We start from the raw sequence: 24,571 nt of genomic DNA, 5'->3' as shown, positions 1-24,571 counted from the left end.
AAGGGCCGACGGTAGACCCAGTAACGTGGCGATGTGCGACTAGGGGTACTCGACGTCGGAAGCAATACCGTCCATCTATTGGTTGTGGACGCCCATCGGGGCGGCCACCCAACACCCATGAGCTCGACCAAGTCCACGTTGAGGCTGGCAGAAAACACTGACGACCGCGGCGATATCACCACGTCAGGGGCCGATCGCTTGGTGTCGACGGTCTCCGAATTCGCCGGTATCGCCAAGACGTCCGGATGCGAGGAAATGATGGCTTTTGCCACTTCCGCCGTCCGTGACGCCAACAATTCCGAAGCTGTGCTCGCCCGCGTCCGCGCCGAGACCGGAGTAAATCTCGAGGTTCTCTCCGGGGTCGACGAAGCCCGCCTGACCTTTCTGGCCGTGCGCCGCTGGTACGGCTGGAGCGCCGGACGCATCCTGAACCTGGACATCGGCGGCGGCTCGCTCGAACTCACCGCAGGCGGTGACGAGGATCCGGACGTCGCCTTCTCACTGCAACTCGGTGCGGGACGGTTGACGCGCGACTGGCTACAGGCCGATCCGCCGGGCAAGCGCCGGGTCGCTGTATTGCGCGACTGGCTGGACGCGGAGTTGGTCGGACCAGCCAAGGAACTGCGCGCCGCCGGCGACTGGGACCGCACGGTCGGGACCTCGAAGACCTTCCGATCGTTGGCTCGGCTCACCGGCGCGGCCCCTTCTGCCGCAGGCCCCCGGGCAAAACGGACCCTGACTTCCAGCGGACTCAGGCAACTCATAGCCTTCATATCCAGGATGACGGCAGCGGACCGTGCAGAATTGGAAGGAGTGAGCTCGGATCGGTCACAGCAGATTGTGGCCGGCGCGCTCATCGCAGAGGCAACCATGCGGGCGCTCGGAGTGGACGAACTGGAAATTTGTCCCTGGGCACTGCGTGAGGGTCTGATTCTGCGAAAGCTCGACACAGAAATGGGCGGTGAATTGGTGGTGAGTGCTTGATGACCGAGGACAGTCAGCAGATTTCCGTAGCGGAACTGCTCAAGCGGAACGGTCAGAGCGTCGAATCCCGAGGTGGACGACGTCGGCGCGGCGTAGCCGGTGGCATCTCCGTCGCCGAACTGACGGGTGAGATCCCGATCGTTCGCCAGTCGGGATCGCGCGCGGCCGCCGAGCCCGAGTCGGCCGAACCAGCAGCTTCTCAGCCTGAAGCCCCTGCGCCAGAAAACGCTGCATCTTCTGCGCCGGCCGAGGCTGTCGCGGAAACCGCCAAGTCAGCCGAACCGGCACCGAAGGTTCCCGCCGACCGCACCGCCGCCTTCGCCGTCTCGTTCGACGACGACGATGACGATGACGAGCCGCAGGCACCCAAGGCCGAGTCGAAGCCGGTTGCCACACCGCCGGTCACCACTCCGAAGCCGACTTCCACGCCATCGCCGGGACAGACCTCGAAGTCCTCGCCCGGACAGTGGGTGAGCCGGGCACCGCTCAACTCCTCGTCACCGACGCAGGTAACGCAGGAACCAGCACTGCTGTCGGGTCAGACCCTGGCGGGCGACCTGATGCGTCAGGAGCGCGCTGCAACGCAGTCGCCGTCGTTGCGTCCGCCGATCCTGCCGCCGCGTGTCCCCACTCCTGTCGTGAAGGCACCTGCACCGACTGCTCCTGCTCCGGCCGCGCCGGAAGAGAGCACCGAACTGATCGACAAGATCGCAGACGCGGATGCCGGCGAGGCCGAATCGACCGCCGTTGTCGATCTGGTCAAGGCGCCGGCTGTCGATGACAGTGCAAAAAAGTCCAGTGCCGCCGCGGAGTCCGATGTCGAAGCCGAACCGGCAGCGGAAGAGGCAGGCGAGCGTAACTCGATCCGTGAATGGGCAGTGCTTGCCGGTCAGGTGGTTGTTGCACTGATCGTCGGCGGCGCGATGTTCAAGGGCTTCGAGAAGCTGTGGGACATGCTGCCGTGGGTGGCGTTGGTGCTCGCGCTGATCGTGATCGTCGGCTTGGTGGCCGTCGTGCGAGTTCTGCGCAAGACGGACGACATCACGAGTTTCGTGATCGCGGTGGTCGTCGGCATGATCGTGACGCTCGGTCCACTGGCGTTCTTGTTGACCTCGGGTTGATCGGACGATGATCGGGGGATCGCAGCGCATGGTTCGTCGGCCGATCGCTGTCGGCTTGTCGACGGCTTCGGTATATCCGGAGAACACGGAAGCAGCATTTCGCTACGCCGCTGATCTCGGATACGACGGTGTCGAACTGATGGTGTGGGCCGAATCCGTGAGTCAGGACATCGGTGCTGTGGCTGCCCTCGTTCGCAAGTATGCGATTCCGGTGCAGGCCGTGCATGCGCCGTGTCTGCTGATTTCGCAGCGCGTGTGGGGTTCCGATCCGGTCGAGAAGCTCGAGCGTTCGGTACGCACTGCCGAAACCTTGGGAGCGTCGACGGTGGTCGTCCACCCGCCGTTCCGGTGGCAGCGCAAGTACGCCGAAGGCTTCGCGGAACAGGTTGTCGATCTCGAATCGAAGAGCAGCGTCGTGGTGGCGGTGGAGAATATGTTCCCCATGCGCGCCGACAGCTTCTTCGGTGGCAAGGACAAATCCGCGGAGCGGCTGCGTAAACGTGGTGGTCCGGGGGCAGCGTTGTCCGCGTTCAGTCCGTCGTACGACCCGACCGATTCCGATCACGCTCACTACACACTCGACCTGTCGCACACCGCGACGGCGGGCATGGATGCCTTGGAGTTGGCCTCCCGTATGGGCAAGGGGCTCGAGCACCTGCACCTGGCCGACGGTCGCGGGGCGTCGATGGACGAGCACCTGATTCCGGGGCATGGCTCACAGCCGTGCGCGGAGTTGTGTCAGCAATTGGCTGCGAGCGAATTCAGCGGCCAGGCTGTCATCGAGATCAACACGCAGAACGCGCGCACCCGGCGGGAGCGGTCGTCGATGCTGGCGCAGGCGCTCGCGTTTGCACGCGAGCACCTGGCACGCTCAGCGGTGGCCGGCAAGTAGCGCAGCTTCGAACTGCGCGCGTACCTTCTCGACGTGTGCGTCGAGGTCTTTGGTCTCCCAGCCTTCGGTCGAGATGGGATCGAGCACCGAGACGTAGACCGGGCCTGGATGGGCGACAAGCGAATTGCGCCACATCCGTTCACCCGCATTGTGAATCACCACGGGCACGATCGGCACACCGGCTTGGATCGCCAAGTGAAATCCGCCCTTCTTGAAAGGGCCCAGGCGTGGCGTCGGAGAACGGGTGCCCTCCGGAGCTATGACTATCGAGACACCATTCTTGAGCTTGTCGACTGCCGGTTGCAGCGCAGCCTTCGCTTTTGTGGTGTCGGTGCGGTCGATGTAGGCGACGTCGAGCAGTGCACCGACGGGCATGAACCGTGGATCGCTTGCCGCTTCCTTCTTCGCGACGCCGGTCACGTCACGCTTGATCACAGTTCCCAGGACCAACATGTCCAGGGAACTCTGATGGTTGAACATGAACACCGCCGGGCGGTGGTCCCACACGTTGTGCTCGCCGTCGATCTCGACGTCGATGCCGAGCAGTGAGAGCGAGATGTCGGGGCCGTAGGTGCCGACCAGGTTCGCACCCAGTTGACGGTTGCCGGTGACGATGCCCGCCGACGCGCCGAGGGCGGCGGTGGCAGCAAGCGCACCCATGGCGGTTGCCGTTCGGATCGTCGAGATCGGTGTTGCGCCGCGTTGCGGTTTACGCAGGCTGACCGAAGGCCAGTGATTGCGCAACGCGATCCTGGCCAGACCACGATCGGGATTCAACGCGACAGGTCGCCCGACGGCCTCGAGCATGAAGACGTCTTCGACACCGTTGGAGTACGCAAACGCGTTCTTCAAGTCGGCGCCCATCTTCTCGGCATAGCCCGCAAGGGCATTGGCCTTGGCCGGCCCCCACAGAGCGGGCGAGGACAGTTCGCCGGTGAGCATGCCGTCGACGACTTCGGGTTCGGTGCACAGCACGTCTTCGATGTCGAGATCTTCGGCGACGTACTTGGCCTGGAACGGAGTCGCCGACGTGGCCATCACGATCGTGTGGCCGGCTCGCCGGTGCGCCGCCAGTAGCCCACGGGCTTCCGGGTAGATCATCGCGGCGATCTCCTGCTTGAACAACCGTCGGCCCCAGTCGTTGAGTTCCTCGACGGTACGGCCGCCCAGGGCGCGAACGCCGATGTCCATCAGCGCTCCGACATCAGCGCCACGGAACTGGGTGTCGATCGCGGCGCCGGTGGTGCGCAACAATTCGCCGACGCTGATATCCAAGCGTCGCAGGCGGTCTCGGTACACAACGCTGGCTGAGTACCCGCTGATCAACGTGCCGTCGAGGTCGAAGGCGGCGATCGTTCCGGGCCCGGGAGGCGCGGCTTCGATGGCGGAGTGCAGACGCTCGAGTCCGGTCACAGTCCTACTTCCTCGCTCTCGGCGGGTGCTCGGTTTGCTTCTGGAATGGTCACTATTGCTGCGGCGTCGGGCACGGGCATTGCCACCTGATCGAGCCGTGCATGCGCGAGTGCTCGGATATGGCGCAGACGTTCGACCTGGACCTTGATCTCCGCGGCAAACGCCAGGCGCCTGGCCCGGACTCCGTCGTCGTCGACTTCGATCAAGTTACGGTTGCGCGCCAAATTCAGTGCAGTGGCGAACAACTCACCGGAGACCGATTCGTTGCTGGCGATCTGCTGCCGCAGGCGACGCTGATGTGCGACGTCGATGCAGTTGCTGATGAAGGACTTTTCGTCGAACGACGTCGAAATCGGCGCGAGCACAAGCTGATCGGCGACAACCTGGTACGCCTCGAGGAACGGTTGCAGCACTCGGTGCGCGAGGTACGGCCGCACCGTCTCGATCATGTGCTCGGTTCGTTTGTCGGCGGCCATGACGGTTTCCCACTTGGGATCGATCAGGGTCAGCTCGGTTCGCATCTCCTGCTCGAACGTGTCCCGGTCGCTGAAGAAGAACTCGAACTTCATCAGGTCGCGGATGCGCTTGGCCTCGGCCCAACCGTCTCCGACGGGATCCTCGAACCGCTCTTCGACGGCTGCCTGGAGCACGAGTTCGGTGATGGCGCGCACGACGAGAAAGTGAATTGTGTTGTTGCGGTAGAAGGCAGCAACAAGATGCTGGTCCTTGCCGAGGTAGAAGACCTGCTCGCCGCCGCGATCGAAGCGCTCGAGCACACCGGAATCTACGTGTGTCTGCAGGGCCTTCTCGATGACACGCGGATCGGACAGTTCGACGTCGCCGGCGATCGGAAGATTTCGCGCGGTGATGTATCCGAACAGCGGCGTGAGAATCGCGGTGAGTTCACGAACTGTCAACGCCCGGTCTTCGATTCCGAGGAACGCCAACATCGCCAGTGAAGACACGGTCACCGGTGTGACCTCGTTGATGCGGTGACACACCTCGATGCCGGCCTTTTGAATGGCGAGGCGCTGATCGGTTTCCTGGCTGAGTGCGTCCGCGAGTGAGAGCGGCCGGCCGATGGTCACGTGCGCGACGCCGTTGCGTTTTCCCTGTGCGCGTACGTAACCCACCATCCAGCGCAGGCCTTCCGGTGTCTTCTCGGCGCCGAGTGCCTCGGCAGCCATTGCCCCGACCTCGTAGAGCTGATCGTAGCTCAGCGCGACGGGGACGAGGTACACGTCGGATGCGCCGCTGACCTGAAAGGCCTTGGTCAGGTAGGTCAGGAGACCGAAGCGCGGTGGGCGTAGTTTCCCGGTACGCCCGCGTCCACCTTCGATGTACCACTCCAAATTGAAGCGTTTGGTGAGCAGGTAGCGCATGTACTCGTGCATCGACCACTTGTAGACCTCGTCGTTGCCGATGCTTCGACGAATGAAGACGGTGCCGCTGCGCTTGAGGATCGAGCCCATGGGCCAGAAGCTGATGTTGAGGCCGCCCATGACGTGATTGAGCGGCAAGCCGTTCGCGATCAACGCCGGACGCAGGACGAGGGGATCGAGGTACGAACGGTGACTGGGGAGGAAGACCAGTGAGTGTTCCTTGTTCAGCTCACGGAGTTCCTCGAAGCGGCTCGTGTCCACGTCCAGCTTGTAGGCGCGAGCGAAGTAGCGGCCCAGGCGATCCCACACCGCGATGGCCTGGCGACTCTGGGTGGCAACCATTTCTTCGAGAGCTTCACGGGCGCGGCGGTCGACTTCGGCGACGGCGATGTTCAACCGGTCGGCCAAAGCCATCACCTCGGTGGTGAACCGGCGGGTGTCGGTGATCTCGTCGACGACGAACCGCGACACCTTGTACTGGCCACCCAGAAGGCCCAATTCGGCGCGCTCGAGTGCGAGGGCGGCCTGCCGTCGGATGAACTCGGGTAGTGAACCGCCACCGCTCTTTTCGAGGCGACGCTCGAGATCGCTCAGTGGTGCTGGTTCACCTTCGATGACTTGGCACCGTGAGGGGTCGGTGCGCAGGGTTCTGCGTTGCGCACCGCGTCCGGGGTGGAGGGGATCCCGTGGTGCCAGTGCATCACGCAGTCGCACCGCGACATTGTGTTTGGTATGGGTGTCCGGAATCCACACCACGCGAAGCGGTGCGAGCATCGGGTCGTCGGTCCGAGCCGCCAGTTCTGCCAGAGTCTTGTCGGTGATGTTCACGGTGACCGGCCGAGTTTCGGATGAGGTTGCCTTGTCGGCAAGCCACTTTCGCAGCACGCCGGCTTCGGCCTCTGTCATGGTTTCGGTGAGGTACACGCGCGGGTTGGTCGTGTTCTCGCTCATGACTCACGCACCTTCCGTTGTGACTCCGAGAGCCACGATCTCGTCCAGGCTCTCCTGCAAGCACTGCATCAGCAGCGCGGGCTTCGTGATCGCGGCGGTGTCGAGATTGATTCCGATGCAGCACACCCCGACGTGGGAGACCAGTGTCGCCATCGCCGCGCAACCGGGCGCCGGGCCGAATGGGAACATCCGCTCGATCTTCGCTCCGGCGAGATAGACCGGTACCGGTACGCCGGCGACGTTGCTAGCCTGCAGGTCCAGTCCTGTCGACTGGGACAGATACCAGTTCGCGAGTAGATAGTTCGGCAGGCGAGCGAGGATCGGGGCGGCGACGTCGATAGCGTCCAACGCGGGTTCTTCACGCAGACTCAGAACGATCTCTCGCACCTGCCTGATGCGTTTGGCCGGATCCGTTTCGGCGACCGGGCCGTTGAAGCGAACGGCTGCAAACCGGTTGCCGCCGTTGGCATCCGCGCCGGTGCGCATGCTGATCGGCATACCCATCGGGATGCTCTCGACGGATTGTCCGAAGGCTTCGTGGTAGCGATGGAAGCCGCCGAGCAAAGCGGCGACGTAAGCGTCGTTGAGTGAGCCGCCGGCAGCTTTTGCTCCGGCCTTGAGCTCGGGAACACCCACTTCGAGAGTTCCGAACCACCGTCCGAGACCACGATCGTGGAGCAGAGGGGAACCGGAACGAGCTGGGGGAGTGACGATCTTGCGGAGTGAATTGGCGTACCCGAGGACCTCGGAAGCCGTGCTGAACGGACTCGAGATCGCCGTGGTCGCAACATTGGTGGCGCCGCGAACCAGCTTGGCGATACGGGATGGCGCACGCCGGATCTCGCTGACGACCTCCTCGCCGAATGCACCTACCGACGACAGGTGCTCCGGAGCCGGCGGTGTGCGGTCGGGCTTGTTCGGAGTGGGATCCGGGCGCCTGCTGTGCAGCAGCGTCATCATCTGGATGCCGCCCATGCCGTCGGTGATGGAGTGGTGAGTCTTGACCACGAACACGGCACGACCGTCGTCGAGACCCTCGATGAGCAGCGCGCTCCACGGCGGCCGAGCCTTGTCGAAAGGTTCGGTCGCAAGGTGACGACACATGCGCAGTGCGTGATCGAAGTCCGCCGGAGCAGGCAAGCGGACGCGTCGTAGGTGGTAACCGATGTCGAACTCGGGATCAACCGACCACACCGGATTGCCCAGTTGCATCGCCGGTTCCACCGCGCGCATACGAATACGCGGAACCACGTGCGATGCCCACTCGACTGCGTCGAGAAGTCGATCCCAGTCCGGAGCTCGATCGAGAACCTCTACCGCAACGATCGGTGAGCGCAGTTGCGGCTGCGCCTCTTCCATCCGCCACATTCCCGTCTCGAAGTCGGACATCGTGCGGTTTGCCCCCCAGGCAACCGCGGAAAGGTCGACGTCGACCGCGCTCGGAGGAACAAATGGATTGCTGTTGGCCATACGTCAAGAACTCCCTCGGTCTGCGGATCCACCCCGCGCATCTCTGCTTCTAAGTGTGGACCCGTGACAGTGGGCGCGTCCCGGTTTCGGTGTCAGCCGACAGGTGTGACGTTCGTCAGTTAAGGGCTAATCGGACATGCCTGGAAATTCGACCAGCGTTCACGAAGTGACGCCGACGGCTTTCAGAGCTATCTCGCGGTAGAGAACACTGACTTCGCGCGGAGTCTGCGGTCCGTCGAGTCGATACCAGAGGACGACGGACTGACACATGCCCAGCAGTGCGCGGCCCGTTCCGGTGATGTCCGGGACCGTGAACTCACCGCTGTCGACGCCTGCCGTCAAAACGTCGACGAGTAGATTCTCGAGCTTCTTTCGTTTGGCGGCGTAGCTCTTTCGTTCGGCGTCCTCGAGGTACCGCAGTTCGGAATCGAGGAACGCGATGTCGGAGCGACTGGTCATGTGCAGAACACACGCCTCGACGAGATTGCCGAACTGTGCCGTCGGCGACGGTCCGGCAGCGTCGACCGCAGCGCTCGCGCGTGCGGTGACGTTCTCGATGCCCGGTTCCATCAGCGCGACGAGGATGCCTTGTTTGTTGCCGTGGTGGTAGTACAGCGTCGGCACGGTGACACCGGCACGTTTTGCGATGTCACGAACCGACGCTCCGTGGTAACCGAGTTCGTGGAACACCTCGAGTGCGGCGGTGAGCAGGGGAGTCAGCGTCAGTGGTTCGACGATGCGCCACTGTTCGTCGGGTTGAGCCCCCGACTGCAAATCCGTCATTCCGCCTGTTCGCTCCGTTCGGAAATTTCTGGTGGTGTGCGCAGAGAAGGTTCAACCCTAGCGCAAGGCGTGTCCTGCCTACCGATGCTCGGCCATCATTGGATAGCATCACTATCCAGTGGTGGCCCGAGCGAGTTGGACGGAGGAGCGGTGAAGGTTTCCGAATTGGCCGCACAGTCCGGCGTTGCGTTGGCCACGATCAAGTACTACCTCCGTGAAGGTCTGCTGATGCCTGGTGAACCGACCAGCGCGACGGGAGCGAGGTACGGCGAACAGCACGTCCGGCGACTCGCGTTGATCAGGGCGCTGGCCGGGGCGGGACTCGCGATTCCACGGATTCGTGCGGTGCTCGAATTGGTGGACAGTGACGAGCGATCCGAATTCGAGACTTTCGGTCGCGCGATCGCGCAACTACCGCCCTACGTCGATCCGGTGCCGGATCAACAGTTCCCCAGAGCTCGCAAGGTTCTGGAGTTTCTCGGTCAGGTCTACGAGCCGAGGTACGTGGCGGTTGCTCACCTCGAGCGTGCACTGATCGGTCTCGAGGATGCCGGACTGAGCCTCTCGGACGAGCGATTGCGCGCATACGGCGACCACATCCGAGGAATTGCCGAAGTGGAAATCGAGCTGATGCCTACCAGTTCGACCGAGGACGGCATTCGCTATGCGGTCCTCGGAACCGCCATGTACGAACCCGTCCTGACAGCATTGCGACGCCTGGCGCACCAAGACTTGGCCGCACGACATTTCCCGCAACACCGAGAAAGCACCGAACAGGAAAATCGATGAGCACCAGTCCCTTTCAAGATCTCAATCGCCTCACCTCGCTCGGCGACGGGCGATACACCGCAACGATCGATCCGATCTGGACCATCGGGCCCAAAGTGCACGGCGGCTCCATGATGGCTGTGTGCGCCGCTGCCGCGCGTCAATGTCTGCGAGACGGCGCAGGTGAGAACGACTCGCTTCTGAAGATGCAGCCACTCGCGGTGAGCGCCAACTATCTGTCCGCCCCCGACCCCGGTGAAGTCGAATTGGAGGTGATCGTCCGAAAGCAGGGACGCCAGGTCGCGCTGTTCGACGTCGAGTTGAGCCAGGCGGGACGCAGCGCTGTTCGCGCGGCGGTCACGCTCGGATTCCCCGATGACGGCGACCCCACCTTCGTCACTGCCTCGTCGATCGACGACATGTCACCGGAACCGCCGGAGAGTGCGGTGGCCGTCATCGGCGATCACCCGATGGCGCAGGTCGTGCACGTCGGGCAGGGCTGCGACATGCGAATCGACACCACCTCGGCGCACTTCCTGACCGGCAGTCAAGGCGAGGCCGAGGTCAGGATGTGGGTTCGTCCTCGACCCGAGGACGAGAACGACATCGACACCGCTGTGCTGTTCGCGATCATGGCGGGCGACATCAGCGCGCCCGTGACGATGAACCGCGGCCTGTTCGGGTGGGCGCCGACCGTGCAGTTGACGACGTACCTGCGCCGACTGCCGACGCCGGGATGGCTTCGCGTGCGGGCAAGCTCGGATGTTCTGGGCAGCACGTGGTTCGAAGAGGATCATGCTGTTCTCGATTCGACGGGCGCAGTCGTCGTACAGAGTCGTCAATTGGCGATGATGCCCCGCTAGGGTCGATCGCTGCGGTCGTGGCAGGCTGTTCGCCATGACAAGAATTGCGATTATCGGTGGCGGCAAGATCGGCGAGGCGCTGATCTCCGGGCTGTTGCAGGCCGGCCACGCCATCAAGGATCTGGTTGTCGCCGAGCAGTATCAACCTCGCGCAGACGAATTGATCGCCGAATACTCCATCCGCGTCAGCACGATCGCCGACGCCGCCGAGGGCGCAGACGTCATCGTCATCGCGGTCAAGCCCGGCGACGTCGAATCGGCGCTCACCGCGTTGACGAAGGTCGATCTGGACGGCGACCTCGAGCAATTGATCGTTTCCCTTGCGGCGGGTATCCCGACCGGGTTCTTCGAAACGCGTCTGCCCGCAGGGTTCCCGGTCATCCGCGTCATGCCGAACACCCCCATGCTGGTTGGGGAGGGCGTGAGCGTTCTCTCGCCCGGACGGCACGTCAAGGCCGAGCATCTCGAGCTCGTACGCGGCATCCTCGGCAGCGTCGGCAAGGTGGTCACGGTTCCCGAATCGCAGATCGACGCGGTCACTGCTGTCTCCGGTTCCGGCCCGGCCTACTTCTTCTTGGTTGCCGAAGCGATGATCGACGCGGGAGTCGGTCTCGGCCTGACGCGCCCGGTCGCTACCGAATTGGTGGTGCAGACGATGGTCGGTTCCGCAGCGATGCTCGATCGCACCGGCGACAGTGCGACGGATCTTCGCGCCGCGGTGACGTCACCGGGTGGAACGACGGCTGCGGCACTGCGTCAGCTCGAAGCGGGCGGCCTGCGGACGGCGTTCTTCGATGCCTTGGATGCCGCCAAGTCGCGCTCGGCCGCGATGGGTTCAGCTGCGGAATAGTCGTCCGTTTAGCCACACCCGTCGCTTTAACCCCACCAGTACAGCTAAGCTCGACTTAGTACGTACGTGTCTGTTCCGCCGGAGGGGAAGCCGGCGGCGCGAGTCGTGCTGGAGGTATGTGGATTAATGGTGTCTGCAAACAAGCCGTCCATGGGTTCGTCCCACGACGGAAAGCCGGCAGTGGCCGGCACGCAATTCCTCACTGTTGCTGAGGTAGCAACTTTGATGAGGGTGTCGAAAATGACTGTGTACCGGTTGGTACACAGTGGCGAATTGCCCGCTGTACGAGTGGGCCGTTCGTTCCGTGTACACGCGAAGGCGGTACACGATTACCTCGAAACCTCGTACTTCGATGCCGGCTGACCAGCCGGTTCGAAGAGGATGACCTCGGCGTGAGCCGAGTCGCGGGCACAGCGGTTGCTGTGCCGGAGGCTCGGTTTATGCCGAGTGAGTCCACACCGGTACGATGAGTCACTGTCGTACCAGCAAGCTGGTGTCGTAAGGCGCTGAGCTAGTTAAAACGAGGGCCAGGCGCCAATTGCTTGGCGCAGGCGTACGTGACCGGCGTGCGCAGGAACGCTAGAGAAGAACGTGAGGGACACCCGCTATGGGTTCAGTGATCAAGAAGCGTCGCAAGCGCATGTCGAAGAAGAAGCACCGCAAGCTGCTTCGTCGTACCCGAGTACAGCGCAGGAAACTCGGTAAATAAGCAGTACCTGTTGATGCCCGCCACCCCTTCCGGGGTGGCGGGCATCAGCATATTCGGGGGGAAGCGATGTGTGCCACGTCTCATTGGCTGGGCGGTTTGTCTTGAATGGCCGAAATTTGGGTAGTCAGCGCGGGACCCCCTCTGCCCGTAAAGTGGGGGAAAATCGCGGGAGGGACGCTTCGGCAGAGCGCGTTTCTACTGGATATGGGGGTACTTGGTGGTTGAAGGTGACAACACTTCAGGGGGCACGACGCCTCGCGTCGTACTGGTGACCGGGGCGAGCAGATTTCTCGGCGGCTACCTGGTGACCAGGCTTGCGCAGAATCCGTCGATCGAGCGTGTCATCGCCGTCGACGCCGTCAGTCCGAGCAAGGACATGATGCGCAGAATGGGCCGCGCGGAATTCGTGCGAGCAGACATCCGCAATCCGCTGATCGGCAAAGTGATCCGAAACGCCGAGGTCGACACCGTCGTGCACGCGTCGACGCTTCAGAAAGCCCCCAAAGCCGGCAGCCGCGCCGCGATGAAGGACATGAACGTCATCGGCGCCATGCAACTGTTCGCGGTCTGCCAGAAAGCGCCGACGGTTCGCAAGGTGATCCTGCGCTCGGCTTCGGTCGTCTACGGGTGCAGTGCCAAGGATCCCGCTCAGTTCACCGAAGAAATGAGTGCGCGCCGCCGGCCGCCGGGCGGATATGCCCGCGACAGCCTCGAGATCGAGGGATACCTCCGCGGAATGGGGCGTCGGCGCCCGGACATCTCGGTCGGGATTCTGCGGTTGGCGCCGTTGATCGGACCTCAGCTGACTGCAACCGTCGGGCACTACGTCACCGCCCCACTCGTGCCCACCATCGTCGGGCGCAACGCGCGCCTGCAATTGCTCCACGTCGAGGATGCCCTCGCGGCGCTGGAGAAGGCGACCATCGGACACGCTTCGGGTACGTACAACATCGCCGGCGACGGAGTGGTCATGATGTCGCAGGCGATCCGCCGGGCAGGCAGGGTGGAAGTTCCCATGCCGCTCGCTCTGTTCCGCAGCGTCGGGAGCGCGTTGGTGGGGTCGTCCATGAGGCTGTACACCGACGAGCAACTCGAGTACTTCCGGTTCGGCTGCGGACTCGACACCACTCGCATGCGCAGCGAGCTGGGGTTCGAGCCGCGATGGACCACCATGCAAGCACTCGACGATTTCATGCGTGCGATGCAGACGCGCCGGATCATCAAGTCCGAGTGGATCGATCGGGCGGAGAATGCGTTGACCACCATCCTCGGCGGTGACACCGCCGCGGCGGCAACAAGTGCAGACGTGATGCACATGCCGCTGTCGGGACGAAGTGCGGTGAAGGGGTGACTGACGTGGCGAAGGTAATTCCCCTGCGGCCCAGCGCAACTCACACCGGAAAGTCGGCAACTTCCCGTTCGCGTGAGTCCGTCACCGGTGCGGAGCGTGACATCCGTGAACAAAGTGAACGTCGGCATCCGTCCGGAGTGTCCTCGGCGGCCGACCACGGCGGTGAGAGCACGTTCGTCGATTCGGCCAGGTCGGCGATCGTCGACCAGATCGCCTCGGCAGCAGAATTCTTCCGACGTCGGGTGTCGGGCGACTACGAGGTCGACGAGTTCGGATTCGACCCGCATTTCGCGGACAACGTCGTCATGCCGATGTTGCGCCCGTTGTTCGAGAAGTGGTTTCGCGTCGAGGTCAGTGGGATCGAGAACATTCCCCTCACCGGGGGAGCGCTTGTGGTCGCCAACCACGCCGGTGTGATCCCGATCGACGGACTGATGACGTCGGTTGCCGTGCACGATCACCATCCAGCGCATCGTCCACTGCGAATGTTGGCTGCGGACATGGCATTCGAGATGCCAGTGGTGGGTGGACTGGCGCGCAAAGCCGGTCATACGTTGGCCTGCAACCCCGACGCCGAGCGTCTGCTCAACGACGGTGAAGTCGCGGCCGTGTTCCCGGAAGGATTCAAGGGCATCGGGAAACCGTTCAGTGAGCGGTACAAGTTGCAGCGGTTCGGGCGCGGTGGCTTCGTGTCGGCCGCAATGCGAACCGGTGTTCCGATCATTCCGTGCTCGATCGTGGGTTCGGAGGAGATCTATCCCAAAATCGGTGATCTCACCACACTCGCACGCGTTCTCGGTCTTCCGTATTTCCCGGTGACACCGCTGTTTCCACACTTCGGGCCGCTCGGCCTGGTTCCGTTGCCGTCGAAGTGGTACATCGAGTTCGGAAAGCCCATCGTCACCGACACCTTCGAGAGCGGTGCCGCCGACGATCCGATGGTCCTGTTCGAGGTCACGGACCACGTCCGGGAAACCATTCAGCAGACGCTGTATCGACTGTTGGCCAAGCGTCGCAACGTCTTTCTCGGCTGAGTTCGGTCCGGATCGCTGCTCGATCCGGACCGAACCCGCTCAGACGTTCTGTTCTTTGCGCCTGGCGAGAATTGCCGCGAGCGCCCCGCCGACCGCTCCGAGCACCAGCGCCGTCGGTACGCCGATCTTGGCGGCCTTTCGTCCGGTGCGGAAATCGCGAACTTCCCACCCGCGGTTCTTCGCGAGTTCACGAAGATCTGCGTCGGGATTGATCGCCACCGGTGTCCCCACCAACGAGAGCATCGGAACGTCGTTGTGGCTGTCGGAGTAGGCGGAACAGCGCTTGAGATTGAGTCCTTCACGCACCGCCAACGTCCGTACGGCGTGCGCCTTGCCCATGCCGTGCAGGATGTCGCCGACGAGTCGGCCGGTGAAGACGCCGTCCTCACTCTCGGCGACAGTGCCCAAGGCGCCGGTCAATCCCAGTTTCTCGGCGATGACCTGAGCCAGTTCGACCGGAGTTGCCGTCACCAACCACACCTGTTGTCCGGCGTCGAGGTGCATCTGGGCCAACGCCCTCGTGCCTGGCCAGATCTTGTCGGCGATGACCTCGTCGTAGATCTCCTCGCCGAGGCGGGCGAGTTCGGCGGTGGATCGACCGGCCACGAAGGACAGTGCTTTCTCGCGGCCTTCGGCGACGTCGTCGCTACTTTCTCGGCCGGTGACTCGGAACTTGATCTGCTTCCACGCGAAATCCACCAGATCCGAGGTCTTGAGATACTTTCGTGCAGCGAGACCACGGGCGAAGTGGATGATCGACGCACCCTGCACCATGGTGTTGTCGACGTCGAAGAATGCGGCGGCCGTGAGGTCGCGCGGAACGGCCGGGGGCTCTTCGCCGGTTTCCGGTTCTGTGGGGTTGGCAGCTTCGTGCAATGCCAGAGCTGCGTCAGCGCTCGCCTCGCCGGCGAGATTGGCTCGAACTTCCGACTCACTCGGGCCCAGCGGATTCTTCACATGGCGACGTCCGGGGAGAATGACCCCGGCAAGCCCTGATCCGAATCCGGAGCCGTTCGGTAGTGATCGCGCAGGCACCCGCACCTCCCGTGTTGCATTCTCGAGCAGAGAACTCTTCGAGTCAGCCTATCCTCCGCGATGAGGCCCGATGGGTTGGATGGTGACCTTCCCTGTGGTGTGTGACGTTCCTCTCCGCCGATTTGGCACCGAGTGGGGCTCCGGAGGCACACTCGACCGATCAAGTAGATGGCGTCCCCGTAGAAGAAAGGTATGCGTCGATGACTGCAGCTACGCATGAAGTGACCCTGTTGACACGCGCAGGATGCGCGTCCTGCGTCGGCGCGGCGGAGGTCCTGCGACGGGTCTGTTCCGAGTTCGAGCTGGAATTGACGTGCATCGACGTGGACGAAGCTGCCGCGACGGATCCAGAGCTGAGAGCGGAGTACGGAGACAGATTGCCCGTCATTCTTCTCGACGGACGCGAGCACGGTTACTGGGAAGTCGACGAGGAGCGCCTTCGTGACGATTTACGCAAGTAAGGCAACCCTCAAAGTTGTCCGCGGAGCCGCTTTGCAGGTGAACGGCACATCGAACCCGTCTCGAGCAACTTTGTGCATGGGTTCACAAGCGGTTACCGTGGTGTGAACATTCCCCCGGAGCATCGTGGAGGTCGACAGTCGTGTCGACCGGACGAGGAGCCAGCGACGTGACCGAACCGCACCAGACGCATGAGCCTGTGGCTCAGCGCGTCACCGGCGCTGCGGGCTCTTCCGTCACCGACGCTTCCAGCGCCTCGGTTACCGACCCGATCGCTCAGGATCGCGTCATCCCCCAGGCTACGGTGACGCGCTTGGCCGCATACCTGCGGGTCCTCGGAGTGATGTCCGACCGGGGTACCTCCATCGTCTCGAGCGAGGAACTCGCGCAGGCGTCAGGTGTCGGATCAGCGAAGTTGCGTAAGGATCTGTCGTTCCTCGGACCCAACGGTGTCCGTGGCGTCGGGTACGACGTCAACAGGCTCCGCATCCGCATCGAGCGTGCACTCGGACTCGATCGTGGGCACAAGGTCGTTCTCGTCGGAGTCGGAAACCTCGGCAAGGCGCTGGTCGGCTACGGCGGATTCAGCCGCCGCGGTTTCGAGATGGTCGGACTCTTCGACAGTGATGCAGATCGAATCGGAAGCAGAGTCGGGGATCTCGTCGTGCGCAGCACCGAGGAACTGACCGTCGCCTGCCGTGAACTGAATGCGACCATCGGCGTCATCTCCACACCGGACGAGGCAGCTCAGGGCGTGTGCGACCAGTTCGTCAGCGCCGGGCTGCGCTGCATCATGAGTTTTTCGCCGATCGCCCTCGACGTTCCCGATCACGTGGAACTGCGACGTGTAGATCTAGCCGTCGAGATGCAGGTTCTCTCCTTCAACAGTGCGCGCAATGCCGATCAGGCATCCAGCGCGCCGCGAGTACGAGTGGCTCACGCCGCATCCGCTTCGTCAGTCCCATCCACCAGTTCACCCGCTCCGGTCGGAGCAGGTTCGACAAGAAACGGATCAGTGATCGCGCCGTGAGTGTTCTGCTTGTCGGGGTCTCGCATCGAACCGCGCCCGTCCCGGTGCTCGAGCGAGTAGCTGTCACCGACACCGATCGTCCGAAGCTGATCGACAAGCTTCTGGCGTCTTCGCACATCTCCGAAGCGATGATCGTCTCCACCTGTAACCGGGTGGAGGTCTACGCGGTGGTGGACGCGTTCCACGGTGCACTCACCGAGGTCGGTGAAATCCTGGCCGACCATTCGGGTCTCGACCTGACAGCGCTGCACGCTCACGCGTACGTCCGCTACAGCGAAGCAGCCGTCGAGCACCTCTTCGCGGTGGCCAGCGGCCTCGATTCCATGGTGATCGGCGAACAGCAGATCCTCGGCCAGATCCGTTCGGCCTACGCATCTTCGGATGCGCAGCAGGCCGCCGGACGCGTCGTCCACGAACTGGCTCAGCAGGCACTGCGCGTCGGCAAGCGAGTGCATTCCGAAACCGGAATCGACTCCGCCGGAGCATCAGTCGTGTCGGTGGCTCTCGATCGTGCAGCGGGCATCATCGGTGAGGGCGGCCTGGTCGGCCGCACTGCCGTGGTTGTCGGTGCAGGCTCGATGGGCGGTCTGTCGGTTGCGCATCTCACCCGCGCCGGAATCGCACGCATCGTCGTCGTCAACCGGACACAGGAACGCGCCGAGCACCTGGCAGAGACGGCACGCTCCAACGGCGTCGACGCCGACGGTGTTGCCTTCGATCAGCTTTCGGCCGCGATGGCGCAGGCAGATGTCATGGTCACCTGTACCGGCGCGGTCGGGGCAGTGGTCACCCTGGCGGATGTGCACCGCGCACTCGCCGAGCCCGATCGCGACAACACCAAGCACCTCGTCATCTGCGACCTCGGGCTGCCGCGCGACATCGATCCCGCCGTCGCCGGCCTGCCGGGTGTGACCGTTCTCGACATGGAGACGCTGCAGCGTGATCCAGCGGCAGGCGCCGCCGCCTCTGACGCAGATGCCGCACGCACCATCGTCGCCGGCGAGCTTGCGACCTACCTTGCCGGACAGCGCCTCGCGGAGGTCACTCCGACCGTGACGGCTTTGCGTCAGCGCGCCGCCGACGTCGTCGAAGCCGAACTGATGCGACTCGATTCGCGTCTGCCCGGCCTGGACGATCCGCAGCGCGACGAGGTTGCACGCACCGTGCGACGCGTCGTGGACAAGCTGCTCCACGCCCCGACCGTGCGCGTCAAGCAACTGGCGTCGGCCCCCGGCGGCGACTCCTACGCAGCAGCGCTGCGCGAACTCTTCGAACTCAGCCCCGGATCTCCCGCGGCCGTGGCCACACCCACCGATCTGGTGGACGGCGACCGCACTGGAAGGGACCTGCAGGCATGAGCGTCACCACCCCTCGATCGGGGAGCCCGCTGCGGATCGGCACTCGCGGAAGTCTTCTCGCGACCACGCAAGCCGGTACCGTGCGCGATGCCCTCATTGCGGCCGGACATCCCGCCGAGTTGGTCATCATCAAGACCAAGGGCGACCAGTCCACCGATCCCGTCCAGAAGATCGGCGTCGGAGTGTTCACGGCAGAGCTTCGAGAAGCCTTGCTGGACAACCGCGTCGACGTTGCGGTGCATTCCTACAAGGACTTACCGACCGCGCAGGACCCGCGTTTCGTCATCGCGGCGATTCCGCCACGCGAAGATCCGCGTGACGCGCTGGTCGCCCGTGACGGTCTGGTCCTCGGGGAGCTTCCGGCCGGTTCCAAGGTGGGAACCTCGGCGCCGCGCCGTGTTTCGCAGCTGAAGGCACTCGGTCTCGGCCTCGACATCGTGCCGTTGCGGGGCAACCTGCAGCGCCGTCTCGGCAAGGTCGAATCCGGTGAACTCGACGCCGTGATCCTCGCTCGCGCCGGCCTGTCTCGTATCGGTCTGCTCGATCTCATCACCGAGAACATCGAGCCCGTGCAGATGCTCCCCGCTCCGGCGCAGGGTGCTCTGGCCGTCGAATGCCTTTCTGCCAATGTGGAATTGGCGGCGATCCTAGCCGAGCACGACGACGCGGGTACCCGGGCGGCAGTTACTGCCGAGCGCGCCCTGCTCGCCGAGTTGGAAGCCGGCTGCACCGCTCCGGTGGGAGCGATCGCGGAGATCGTCGAATCCCTCGACGACGACGGCAGAATCTTCGACGAACTGTCGGTACGCGGCTGCGCAGCCGCCATCGACGGTTCGGACGTCATCCGTACCGGCGCAGTGGGTGCGCCGGACAAGGCCGAGGAACTCGGCCGAGCGGTAGCGCGCGAGTTACTCGAACTCGGCGCCCGAGAGTTGATGAACGTGACTACAGGCGAGGCAGCCGATGTTTGACGCCCCACTTTGCACTTGCACCAAGTTCCCATTTCGATACAGCGCACTGGAGAATCACCGATGACCCGAGTCCGAAAGAACACTCCCGGACGGATCCTGTTCGTGGGATCGGGACCGGGCGACCCCGCCCTGCTCACCGTTCGCGCACGTGACGTCCTCACCGGCGCCGCAATGGCATTCACCGATCCGGATGTCGACAAGGGCGTCGTCGCACTCGTCGGCATCGACATGGGCCGCGACGAGGAGACCGGCGAGCTGATCGCGGACGTGCGTCCGGCACTCGGCGAGCCTGCCGAGGTTGCAAAGACATTGGTGCACGAGGCCAAGAACGGCCACGACGTCGTGCGTCTGGTCTCCGGCGACCCGCTGACCACGGATTCCGTGATCGCAGAGGTCACCGCAGTCGCCCGTACGCAGGTTCAGTTCGAGGTTCTCCCGGGTCTGCCTTCCGGTTCGGCTGTGCCGAGCTACGCCGGCATGGCGCTCGGCTCGGGTCACACCGAGGCCGACGTTCGCGGTGAAGTCGACTGGGCTGCTCTGGCCGCTGCACCGGGACCGCTTGTCCTGCACGCGACGTCCGGACATCTCGCCGAGACCGCCAGCGCGCTGGTCGAGAACGGCTTGGCCCCGCAGACGCCTGCTGCGATCACCGTCCGCGGTACCACTCGTCAGCAGCGAACCGTCGAGGCAACTCTCGCGACGCTCAACGAAGCCGGATCCGAACTGGTGGGCTCGCTCATCGTCACCGTCGGCAAGGTTGTCGCGCAGCGCAACAAGATGTCGTGGTGGGAATCGCGCGCTCTGTACGGCTGGACCGTCCTCGTGCCGCGCACCAAGGATCAGGCCGGCGAGATGAGCGACCGTCTGGTCACTCACGGAGCGATCCCGATCGAGGTTCCGACCATCGCCGTCGAGCCGCCTCGCAGCCCGGCTCAGATGGAGCGTTCGGTCAAGGGACTCGTCGACGGTCGCTACCAGTGGGTCGTCTTCACTTCCACCAATGCTGTTCGCGCAGTGTGGGAGAAGTTCGAAGAGTTCGGCCTCGACGCTCGCGCCTTCTCCGGTGTGAAGATCGCCTGCATCGGTGAAGCAACCGCAGCCAAGGTGCGCTCGTTCGGCATCAACCCCGAGCTGATCCCGACCGGTGAGCAGTCCAGCGAAGGCCTGTTGGCCGAATTCGCCCCGTACGACGACGTTTTCGATCCGGTCAACCGGGTTCTGTTGCCGCGGGCGGACATTGCGACCGAAACCCTCGCAGAGGGCCTGCGCGAACGCGGTTGGGAGATCGACGACGTCACCGCCTACCGCACCGTCCGGGCAGCGCCGCCGCCGGCCGAGACCCGCGAGATGATCAAGACCGGTGGATTCGACGCCGTCTGCTTCACCTCGTCCTCGACCGTGCGCAACCTCGTCGGCATCGCCGGCAAGCCGCACGCCCGCACGTTGGTCGCGTGCATCGGCCCGAAGACGGCCGAAACCGCTATCGAGTTCGGTCTGCGCGTCGACGTGCAGCCCGAGACCTCGCAGGTGGGACCGCTGGTGGAGGCTCTCGCCGAGCATGCTGCTCGTCTGCGCGCCGAAGGTGCTTTGCCGCCCCCGCGCAAGAAGTCTCGAAGGCGCTAGCGCACCCGTGAGGGGTTGAGGAGTCTGTGGACTCCTCAACCGCTCACAGGTTCCGACGAAGGAGGGCTACTTCTCGTGTTTCCTACTCATCGCCCTCGCCGGCTCCGGCGCACTCCTGCGCTCCGGCGACTCGTGGCAGAGACCTCGCTCGAACCCCGGCACCTCGTTTTGCCGATGTTCGTCGCCGACGGCATCGACGCACCGCGTGAGATCAGTTCCATGCCAGGCGTTTTCCAGCACACCCTCGATTCGCTGCGGTCCGCAGCGGTGGAAGCGGTGGAAGCCGGCGTCGGTGGCCTGATGCTGTTCGGTGTCCCGAAGGCGGAGGACAAGGATCCCCAGGGGTCCGGTGCCTCCGATCCCGACGGCATCCTCAACGTCGGATTGCGCGCTCTGGCAGACGAACTCGGCGATTCGACGGTCATCATGGCCGATACCTGCCTCGACGAGTTCACCGATCACGGCCACTGCGGCGTGTTGACTGCCGGCGGCGCTGTCGACAACGACGCGACCTTGATCCGATACGTCGAAATGGCTCTCGCGCAAGCTGAATCGGGTGCGCACCTGCTCGGCCCCAGCGGCATGATGGACGGTCAGGTGGCTGCGATCCGCGGTGCACTCGATGCTTCGGGGTATGTCGATGTCGGTCAGCTCGCCTATGCCGCGAAATATGCGTCAGCGTTCTACGGGCCGTTCCGTGAAGCCGTCGGATCCTCACTGCAAGGCGACCGTCGTACGTATCAGCAGGACGGCGCCAATCGCCGCGAGTCGATGCGCGAGGTAGACCTCGACGTCGCCGAGGGCGCCGACATGGTGATGGTCAAGCCTGCAATGTCCTACCTGGACATTCTGCGTGAGACCGCCGACCGGTCTCCGGTTCCGGTCGCTGCGTACCAGATCTCGGGGGAGTACTCGATGATCACCGCGGCCGCGCAGAACGGGTGGATCGATCGGGACGCGGCGATTCTCGAATCGCTCATCAGCATTCGCCGCGCCGGTGCCGACGTGGTCCTCACGTACTGGGCGTCGGAAGTTGCCGGATGGCTGTGACGGAGTCACGCATGGTGGCTGCGCCGGTATCGACCGATACGCTGGTGTCATGACCGAGCAGTGGCCGCCGTCGCGCCAGGAACCGCCCCGCCGGGAACCTCCCTACGAGAACCAGCCGTTCGAGAATCAGCCGTACCGCGAACTCGGACCGATGCCGACGGGTCAGATCCCGGGATACGGCCCCGGTTACAACGGATACCCGGGACCTGCGCCGAAACCCGAGCCGCCGACGGACGTCGTGACTGCGATTCAGTTGTGGTGGGCTGTGACGGCGCTGGGGTTGGTCCAGGGCGGCGCGATGATCTGGATGCTGCTCGGGCAGAAGTCGATGTTCGTCGACGAGATGCTCAGAAATCAGGCAGCTGTCGACGCCGGTCTGACGCGTTCCGACGTGGAGGGCATGTTCCCACTGGTCATCGTGTTCTCTGCGGTTTTGGTCGTGATCGTCACCGCGGTGTTCCTTCTGTTCGTGCGCGCGATGAGTCGCGGCAAGAACTGGGCTCGAATGTTGCTGACGTTCTGTGGCGTCTTCATGCTGGTCTCCGCGATCCCGGTGATCTTCGGGCTCGGCGGAGACGGCGGCGCGGCCACTCTGCTGTTCGGCGGAGCGGAAATCCTGCAGGCAGTTGCTGCTGTCGGGGCGATCGTGATGATGCACCGAAAAGAGTCCAATCCGTACTTTCTTCGTTTCCCCCCGGCGGGGAACCGGTAGGTAGCTCGGGGTACTGTGAAACGGGTCACTGAAGTAGTAGGGGAGAGGTCGGACGCGATGAGTTCTCAGGAAGCCCTGCGTACGGAAAGCACCCACGACGCGCCACTGCGCCAACGTGGTTCACGCACCGAAGTGATCTTGTTCGCGATCCTCGGAGCCTCTGTTCTGGTGACACTCCTGATGCTCATGATTCCGGGCATCGTCAGCGGATAGCGCACACTTGAACCCGTGAGTATCTCTACGAAGGTCAGGCGCCCGACGGCTGTCGAGGCAGCATTCTGGCTGTGGATCGCCAGCGCGTTCCTGCTCATACTCTTCGGCCTGATCAATGTCACCAGCGCTTCGTATTCGTTGCGTGAGCAGTTCACCGATCAAGGCGTTTCGGCCGGAAACATCGACATCTACGTCACCTTCGTGCGGGTGTCAGGGCTGGTTCTGCTGTTGACCGGCCTCGCGATCGGCGGCCTCGCCGGTCCCACTCGCGCCGGAAGGGCGTTGTGCCGACGGATCCTGGTGATCGTGTCCGGAGTGTTCGCGGTGCTGCAGATCGCGCTGGTCGTGGCCGGGATCAGTACCGTGCTCGCGCTGGTTGTTCCCGTCATGCTGATCTGTGCCTGCGTCGCGATCTACCGCGACACCACCCGAAGTTGGTTTGCCCGTGGCTGATCGCGCGCCGGAAATCGGCCCGGACGTTCTGTACTACGAACCGGGCTCTCGGTGGTGGGCCATCGCGTTCGGTCCGATCTTCTGCCTGATCGCCTTGGTCATCGAACTGTTCACCGGCCCGGTGGTGCATTGGTTCGGTCTGGCGATGTTCGCCGTGATCCTCACCGGATTGGTCTATGTGCAGGTGATCGCAGCACGGCGGCACGCGAGCGTACTTCTGACCGCGACCACGTTGCGTCAGGGAACCGAAGAGGTGCCGATCACCGAGATCGCCGAGGTGTTCCCGGAGTCCGACGACGCTGCCTACGAGGACGAAATGGAACCGTGGGAAACGGCACGCGCGCTCGGTGAGCTGTCCGGAGTGCCCAGGCGTCGGCACGGTATCGGCTTACGTTTGACCACCGGGGGATTGGTGCGGGCGTGGGCAAAGGACGATCAGGCACTGCGCGAGGCGTTGAGTCAGGTCGTTGTGGTTGGTGTCGAACCGGACGGGTCTGCCGATGACTGAGCCACAGCCATCCCCGCGTGTCGACGTGAAGACGTGGATCGGTGTACTCGGTATCGTCGCCGCAACGATTCTGGCGGTCGTGTGCTGGCGAGCGGGTACGACGACGTCCCACTTCGGACCGATACTGGAGGGCGCTCCACCGTTCGAGAGCACGCACTACGACGGTCTCTGGATCTCGGGCGCCGGGTTGTCGATTCTGGTTGCGGGGCTGATGGCCATCGATGTCGTGCGCCGCGTCCGGGTGGGCTTCGTCGCATCGTAGTAGCCCTCATACGGGTAGGGGGTATAGTTGCGGTATGAGTAGTTACAGCCCCGAGCAGGACGATCTGCTCAAGCGCCTTCGTCGTATCGAAGGTCAGGTAGCCGGAATTTCACGCATGGTCGCAGACGACCGGTACTGCATCGACGTGCTCACCCAGGTATCCGCCGCGACGAGCGCGTTGCAGTCCGTGTCCCTGAAGCTTCTCGACGCCCACCTTGCGGGTTGCGTCGTCGAAGCTGCCAAGCAGGGTGGTCCGGAAGCGGACGTCAAGATCAAGGAAGCTCAGGCGGCCATCGCTCGCCTCGTTCGTTCGTAAGGTATCGGTC

General features: G+C 63.8%; 27 protein-coding genes. 22 read left to right on the top strand and 5 right to left on the bottom strand.

What is annotated here, in order from left to right; all coding sequences use genetic code 11:
• Positions 1–33: 33 nt before the first annotated feature.
• From QM596_RS23055 to QM596_RS23045, 3 genes are read left to right on the top strand one after another with little or no spacing between them, the layout of a single operon-like run.
• A complete protein-coding gene (locus QM596_RS23055; protein ID WP_003941975.1) occupies positions 34–984 on the top strand; it encodes a Ppx/GppA family phosphatase in 951 nt (316 codons plus the stop codon).
• A complete protein-coding gene (locus tag QM596_RS23050; protein ID WP_029254835.1) occupies positions 984–2,105 on the top strand; it encodes an Rv0497 family membrane protein in 1,122 nt (373 codons plus the stop codon). The genes QM596_RS23055 and QM596_RS23050 overlap by 1 nt, the downstream gene beginning before the upstream one ends.
• Before the next feature lie 7 nt (positions 2,106–2,112).
• Positions 2,113–2,997 carry a sugar phosphate isomerase/epimerase family protein gene (locus QM596_RS23045; RefSeq protein WP_020968928.1) on the top strand — a complete coding sequence of 295 codons (885 nt, stop codon included), beginning with the start codon at positions 2,113–2,115 and terminating at the stop codon, positions 2,995–2,997.
• Here the strand turns inward: QM596_RS23045 and QM596_RS23040 are convergent.
• From QM596_RS23040 to QM596_RS23025, 4 genes are all read right to left on the bottom strand, one after another.
• Positions 2,977–4,410: an HAD-IB family hydrolase gene (locus tag QM596_RS23040; protein WP_019744387.1), complete on the bottom strand. Its 1,434-nt coding sequence runs from the start codon at positions 4,408–4,410 to the stop codon at positions 2,977–2,979. The two genes, QM596_RS23045 and QM596_RS23040, sit on opposite strands and share 21 nt — an antisense overlap.
• On the bottom strand, positions 4,407–6,743 hold the full coding sequence (locus QM596_RS23035) for a glycerol-3-phosphate 1-O-acyltransferase (protein WP_283309990.1): 2,337 nt from the start codon (positions 6,741–6,743) through the stop codon (positions 4,407–4,409). The genes QM596_RS23040 and QM596_RS23035 overlap by 4 nt, the downstream gene beginning before the upstream one ends.
• Positions 6,744–6,746: 3 nt before the next feature.
• Positions 6,747–8,213 (bottom strand): wax ester/triacylglycerol synthase domain-containing protein, encoded by a 1,467-nt coding sequence (locus tag QM596_RS23030; RefSeq protein ID WP_019744385.1) that lies wholly within the window; start codon positions 8,211–8,213, stop codon positions 6,747–6,749.
• Positions 8,214–8,372: 159 nt separating this feature from the next.
• Positions 8,373–8,996, bottom strand: a complete 624-nt coding sequence (locus tag QM596_RS23025) for a TetR/AcrR family transcriptional regulator (RefSeq protein ID WP_019744384.1) — start codon at positions 8,994–8,996, stop codon at positions 8,373–8,375.
• A gap of 150 nt (positions 8,997–9,146) precedes the next feature.
• Here QM596_RS23025 and QM596_RS23020 point away from each other — a divergent pair, with 150 nt between their 5' ends.
• From QM596_RS23020 to QM596_RS22990, 7 genes are all read left to right on the top strand, one after another.
• Positions 9,147–9,785 carry a MerR family transcriptional regulator gene (locus tag QM596_RS23020; RefSeq protein WP_020968930.1) on the top strand — a complete coding sequence of 213 codons (639 nt, stop codon included), beginning with the start codon at positions 9,147–9,149 and terminating at the stop codon, positions 9,783–9,785.
• Complete coding sequence (locus QM596_RS23015; protein WP_020906772.1) at positions 9,782–10,627, top strand: thioesterase family protein; 846 nt, start codon at positions 9,782–9,784, stop codon at positions 10,625–10,627. The genes QM596_RS23020 and QM596_RS23015 overlap by 4 nt, the downstream gene beginning before the upstream one ends.
• Before the next feature lie 34 nt (positions 10,628–10,661).
• Complete coding sequence (gene proC / locus QM596_RS23010) at positions 10,662–11,477, top strand: pyrroline-5-carboxylate reductase (RefSeq protein ID WP_019744381.1); 816 nt, start codon at positions 10,662–10,664, stop codon at positions 11,475–11,477.
• Between the two features lie 126 nt (positions 11,478–11,603).
• Positions 11,604–11,840, top strand: a complete 237-nt coding sequence (locus tag QM596_RS23005; RefSeq protein WP_003941845.1) for a helix-turn-helix domain-containing protein — start codon at positions 11,604–11,606, stop codon at positions 11,838–11,840.
• Positions 11,841–12,084: 244 nt separating this feature from the next.
• On the top strand, positions 12,085–12,186 hold the full coding sequence (locus QM596_RS23000; RefSeq protein WP_003402602.1) for a 30S ribosomal protein bS22: 102 nt from the start codon (positions 12,085–12,087) through the stop codon (positions 12,184–12,186).
• Between the two features lie 217 nt (positions 12,187–12,403).
• Positions 12,404–13,537 carry an NAD-dependent epimerase/dehydratase family protein gene (locus QM596_RS22995; protein ID WP_007735316.1) on the top strand — a complete coding sequence of 378 codons (1,134 nt, stop codon included), beginning with the start codon at positions 12,404–12,406 and terminating at the stop codon, positions 13,535–13,537.
• Positions 13,534–14,571 carry a lysophospholipid acyltransferase family protein gene (locus QM596_RS22990; protein WP_042923247.1) on the top strand — a complete coding sequence of 346 codons (1,038 nt, stop codon included), beginning with the start codon at positions 13,534–13,536 and terminating at the stop codon, positions 14,569–14,571. Before QM596_RS22995 ends, QM596_RS22990 begins: the two co-directional genes overlap by 4 nt.
• Before the next feature lie 39 nt (positions 14,572–14,610).
• Here QM596_RS22990 and QM596_RS22985 read toward each other — a convergent pair whose 3' ends face one another.
• On the bottom strand, positions 14,611–15,606 hold the full coding sequence (locus QM596_RS22985) for an HAD family hydrolase (protein ID WP_003941873.1): 996 nt from the start codon (positions 15,604–15,606) through the stop codon (positions 14,611–14,613).
• Between the two features lie 200 nt (positions 15,607–15,806).
• On the opposite strand from QM596_RS22985, the gene QM596_RS22980 reads away from it, so the two are divergent.
• The 12 genes from QM596_RS22980 to QM596_RS22925 all read left to right on the top strand — a co-directional run bounded on the left by QM596_RS22980 (position 15,807) and on the right by QM596_RS22925 (position 24,561).
• Positions 15,807–16,067 carry a glutaredoxin family protein gene (locus QM596_RS22980; protein ID WP_003941953.1) on the top strand — a complete coding sequence of 87 codons (261 nt, stop codon included), beginning with the start codon at positions 15,807–15,809 and terminating at the stop codon, positions 16,065–16,067.
• 140 nt (positions 16,068–16,207) lie between these two features.
• Entirely contained in the window at positions 16,208–17,095 is an 888-nt protein-coding gene (locus QM596_RS22975; protein WP_007735314.1) for a redox-sensing transcriptional repressor Rex, read from the top strand.
• Positions 17,092–18,453: a glutamyl-tRNA reductase gene (locus tag QM596_RS22970; RefSeq protein WP_003941867.1), complete on the top strand. Its 1,362-nt coding sequence runs from the start codon at positions 17,092–17,094 to the stop codon at positions 18,451–18,453. Before QM596_RS22975 ends, QM596_RS22970 begins: the two co-directional genes overlap by 4 nt.
• Entirely contained in the window at positions 18,450–19,424 is a 975-nt protein-coding gene (gene hemC / locus QM596_RS22965; protein ID WP_007735311.1) for a hydroxymethylbilane synthase, read from the top strand. Before QM596_RS22970 ends, hemC begins: the two co-directional genes overlap by 4 nt.
• Positions 19,425–19,484: 60 nt before the next feature.
• Entirely contained in the window at positions 19,485–21,047 is a 1,563-nt protein-coding gene (locus tag QM596_RS22960) for a bifunctional uroporphyrinogen-III C-methyltransferase/uroporphyrinogen-III synthase (protein ID WP_003941969.1), read from the top strand.
• A gap of 75 nt (positions 21,048–21,122) precedes the next feature.
• Positions 21,123–22,097 carry a porphobilinogen synthase gene (gene hemB, locus QM596_RS22955; protein WP_007735309.1) on the top strand — a complete coding sequence of 325 codons (975 nt, stop codon included), beginning with the start codon at positions 21,123–21,125 and terminating at the stop codon, positions 22,095–22,097.
• 49 nt (positions 22,098–22,146) lie between these two features.
• On the top strand, positions 22,147–22,809 hold the full coding sequence (locus tag QM596_RS22950) for a hypothetical protein (RefSeq protein ID WP_003942024.1): 663 nt from the start codon (positions 22,147–22,149) through the stop codon (positions 22,807–22,809).
• A 57-nt stretch (positions 22,810–22,866) separates the two neighbouring features.
• Positions 22,867–23,022 carry a hypothetical protein gene (locus QM596_RS22945; protein WP_003941930.1) on the top strand — a complete coding sequence of 52 codons (156 nt, stop codon included), beginning with the start codon at positions 22,867–22,869 and terminating at the stop codon, positions 23,020–23,022.
• 15 nt (positions 23,023–23,037) lie between these two features.
• Positions 23,038–23,475 carry a hypothetical protein gene (locus QM596_RS22940; protein WP_003942066.1) on the top strand — a complete coding sequence of 146 codons (438 nt, stop codon included), beginning with the start codon at positions 23,038–23,040 and terminating at the stop codon, positions 23,473–23,475.
• Positions 23,468–23,983 carry a transport-regulating membrane protein Mce1N gene (gene mce1N / locus QM596_RS22935; protein ID WP_003941872.1) on the top strand — a complete coding sequence of 172 codons (516 nt, stop codon included), beginning with the start codon at positions 23,468–23,470 and terminating at the stop codon, positions 23,981–23,983. The genes QM596_RS22940 and mce1N overlap by 8 nt, the downstream gene beginning before the upstream one ends.
• Entirely contained in the window at positions 23,976–24,245 is a 270-nt protein-coding gene (locus QM596_RS22930) for a hypothetical protein (protein WP_283309989.1), read from the top strand. Before mce1N ends, QM596_RS22930 begins: the two co-directional genes overlap by 8 nt.
• A 34-nt stretch (positions 24,246–24,279) precedes the next feature.
• Positions 24,280–24,561, top strand: a complete 282-nt coding sequence (locus tag QM596_RS22925; protein WP_003942012.1) for a metal-sensitive transcriptional regulator — start codon at positions 24,280–24,282, stop codon at positions 24,559–24,561.
• The last annotated feature ends 10 nt before the right edge of the window (positions 24,562–24,571 follow it).

It is taken from the genome of Rhodococcus sp. IEGM 1406, assembly GCF_030056745.1.
In the GTDB taxonomy this organism is placed as follows: domain Bacteria; phylum Actinomycetota; class Actinomycetes; order Mycobacteriales; family Mycobacteriaceae; genus Rhodococcus_F; species Rhodococcus_F erythropolis.
This window is presented reverse-complemented; position numbering and strand designations above follow the sequence as displayed.

Bases quoted from the DNA above. Each gene is read 5' to 3' on its own strand.
- QM596_RS23035 (WP_283309990.1), bottom strand. From the start codon at position 6,743: ATGAGCGAGAACACGACCAACCCGCGCGTGTACCTCACCGAAACCATG.
- QM596_RS22945 (WP_003941930.1), top strand. From the start codon at position 22,867: ATGAGTTCTCAGGAAGCCCTGCGTACGGAAAGCACCCACGACGCGCCA.
- QM596_RS23025 (WP_019744384.1), bottom strand. From the start codon at position 8,996: ATGACGGATTTGCAGTCGGGGGCTCAACCCGACGAACAGTGGCGCATC.
- QM596_RS23015 (WP_020906772.1), top strand. From the start codon at position 9,782: ATGAGCACCAGTCCCTTTCAAGATCTCAATCGCCTCACCTCGCTCGGC.
- QM596_RS22930 (WP_283309989.1), top strand. From the start codon at position 23,976: ATGACTGAGCCACAGCCATCCCCGCGTGTCGACGTGAAGACGTGGATC.
- QM596_RS23045 (WP_020968928.1), top strand. From the start codon at position 2,113: ATGATCGGGGGATCGCAGCGCATGGTTCGTCGGCCGATCGCTGTCGGC.
- proC (WP_019744381.1), top strand. From the start codon at position 10,662: ATGACAAGAATTGCGATTATCGGTGGCGGCAAGATCGGCGAGGCGCTG.
- QM596_RS23030 (WP_019744385.1), bottom strand. From the start codon at position 8,213: ATGGCCAACAGCAATCCATTTGTTCCTCCGAGCGCGGTCGACGTCGAC.
- hemC (WP_007735311.1), top strand. From the start codon at position 18,450: ATGAGCGTCACCACCCCTCGATCGGGGAGCCCGCTGCGGATCGGCACT.
- QM596_RS23005 (WP_003941845.1), top strand. From the start codon at position 11,604: ATGGTGTCTGCAAACAAGCCGTCCATGGGTTCGTCCCACGACGGAAAG.
- QM596_RS22960 (WP_003941969.1), top strand. From the start codon at position 19,485: ATGACCCGAGTCCGAAAGAACACTCCCGGACGGATCCTGTTCGTGGGA.
- QM596_RS22925 (WP_003942012.1), top strand. From the start codon at position 24,280: ATGAGTAGTTACAGCCCCGAGCAGGACGATCTGCTCAAGCGCCTTCGT.
- QM596_RS23000 (WP_003402602.1), top strand. From the start codon at position 12,085: ATGGGTTCAGTGATCAAGAAGCGTCGCAAGCGCATGTCGAAGAAGAAG.
- QM596_RS23050 (WP_029254835.1), top strand. From the start codon at position 984: ATGACCGAGGACAGTCAGCAGATTTCCGTAGCGGAACTGCTCAAGCGG.
- QM596_RS22950 (WP_003942024.1), top strand. From the start codon at position 22,147: ATGACCGAGCAGTGGCCGCCGTCGCGCCAGGAACCGCCCCGCCGGGAA.
- QM596_RS22980 (WP_003941953.1), top strand. From the start codon at position 15,807: ATGACTGCAGCTACGCATGAAGTGACCCTGTTGACACGCGCAGGATGC.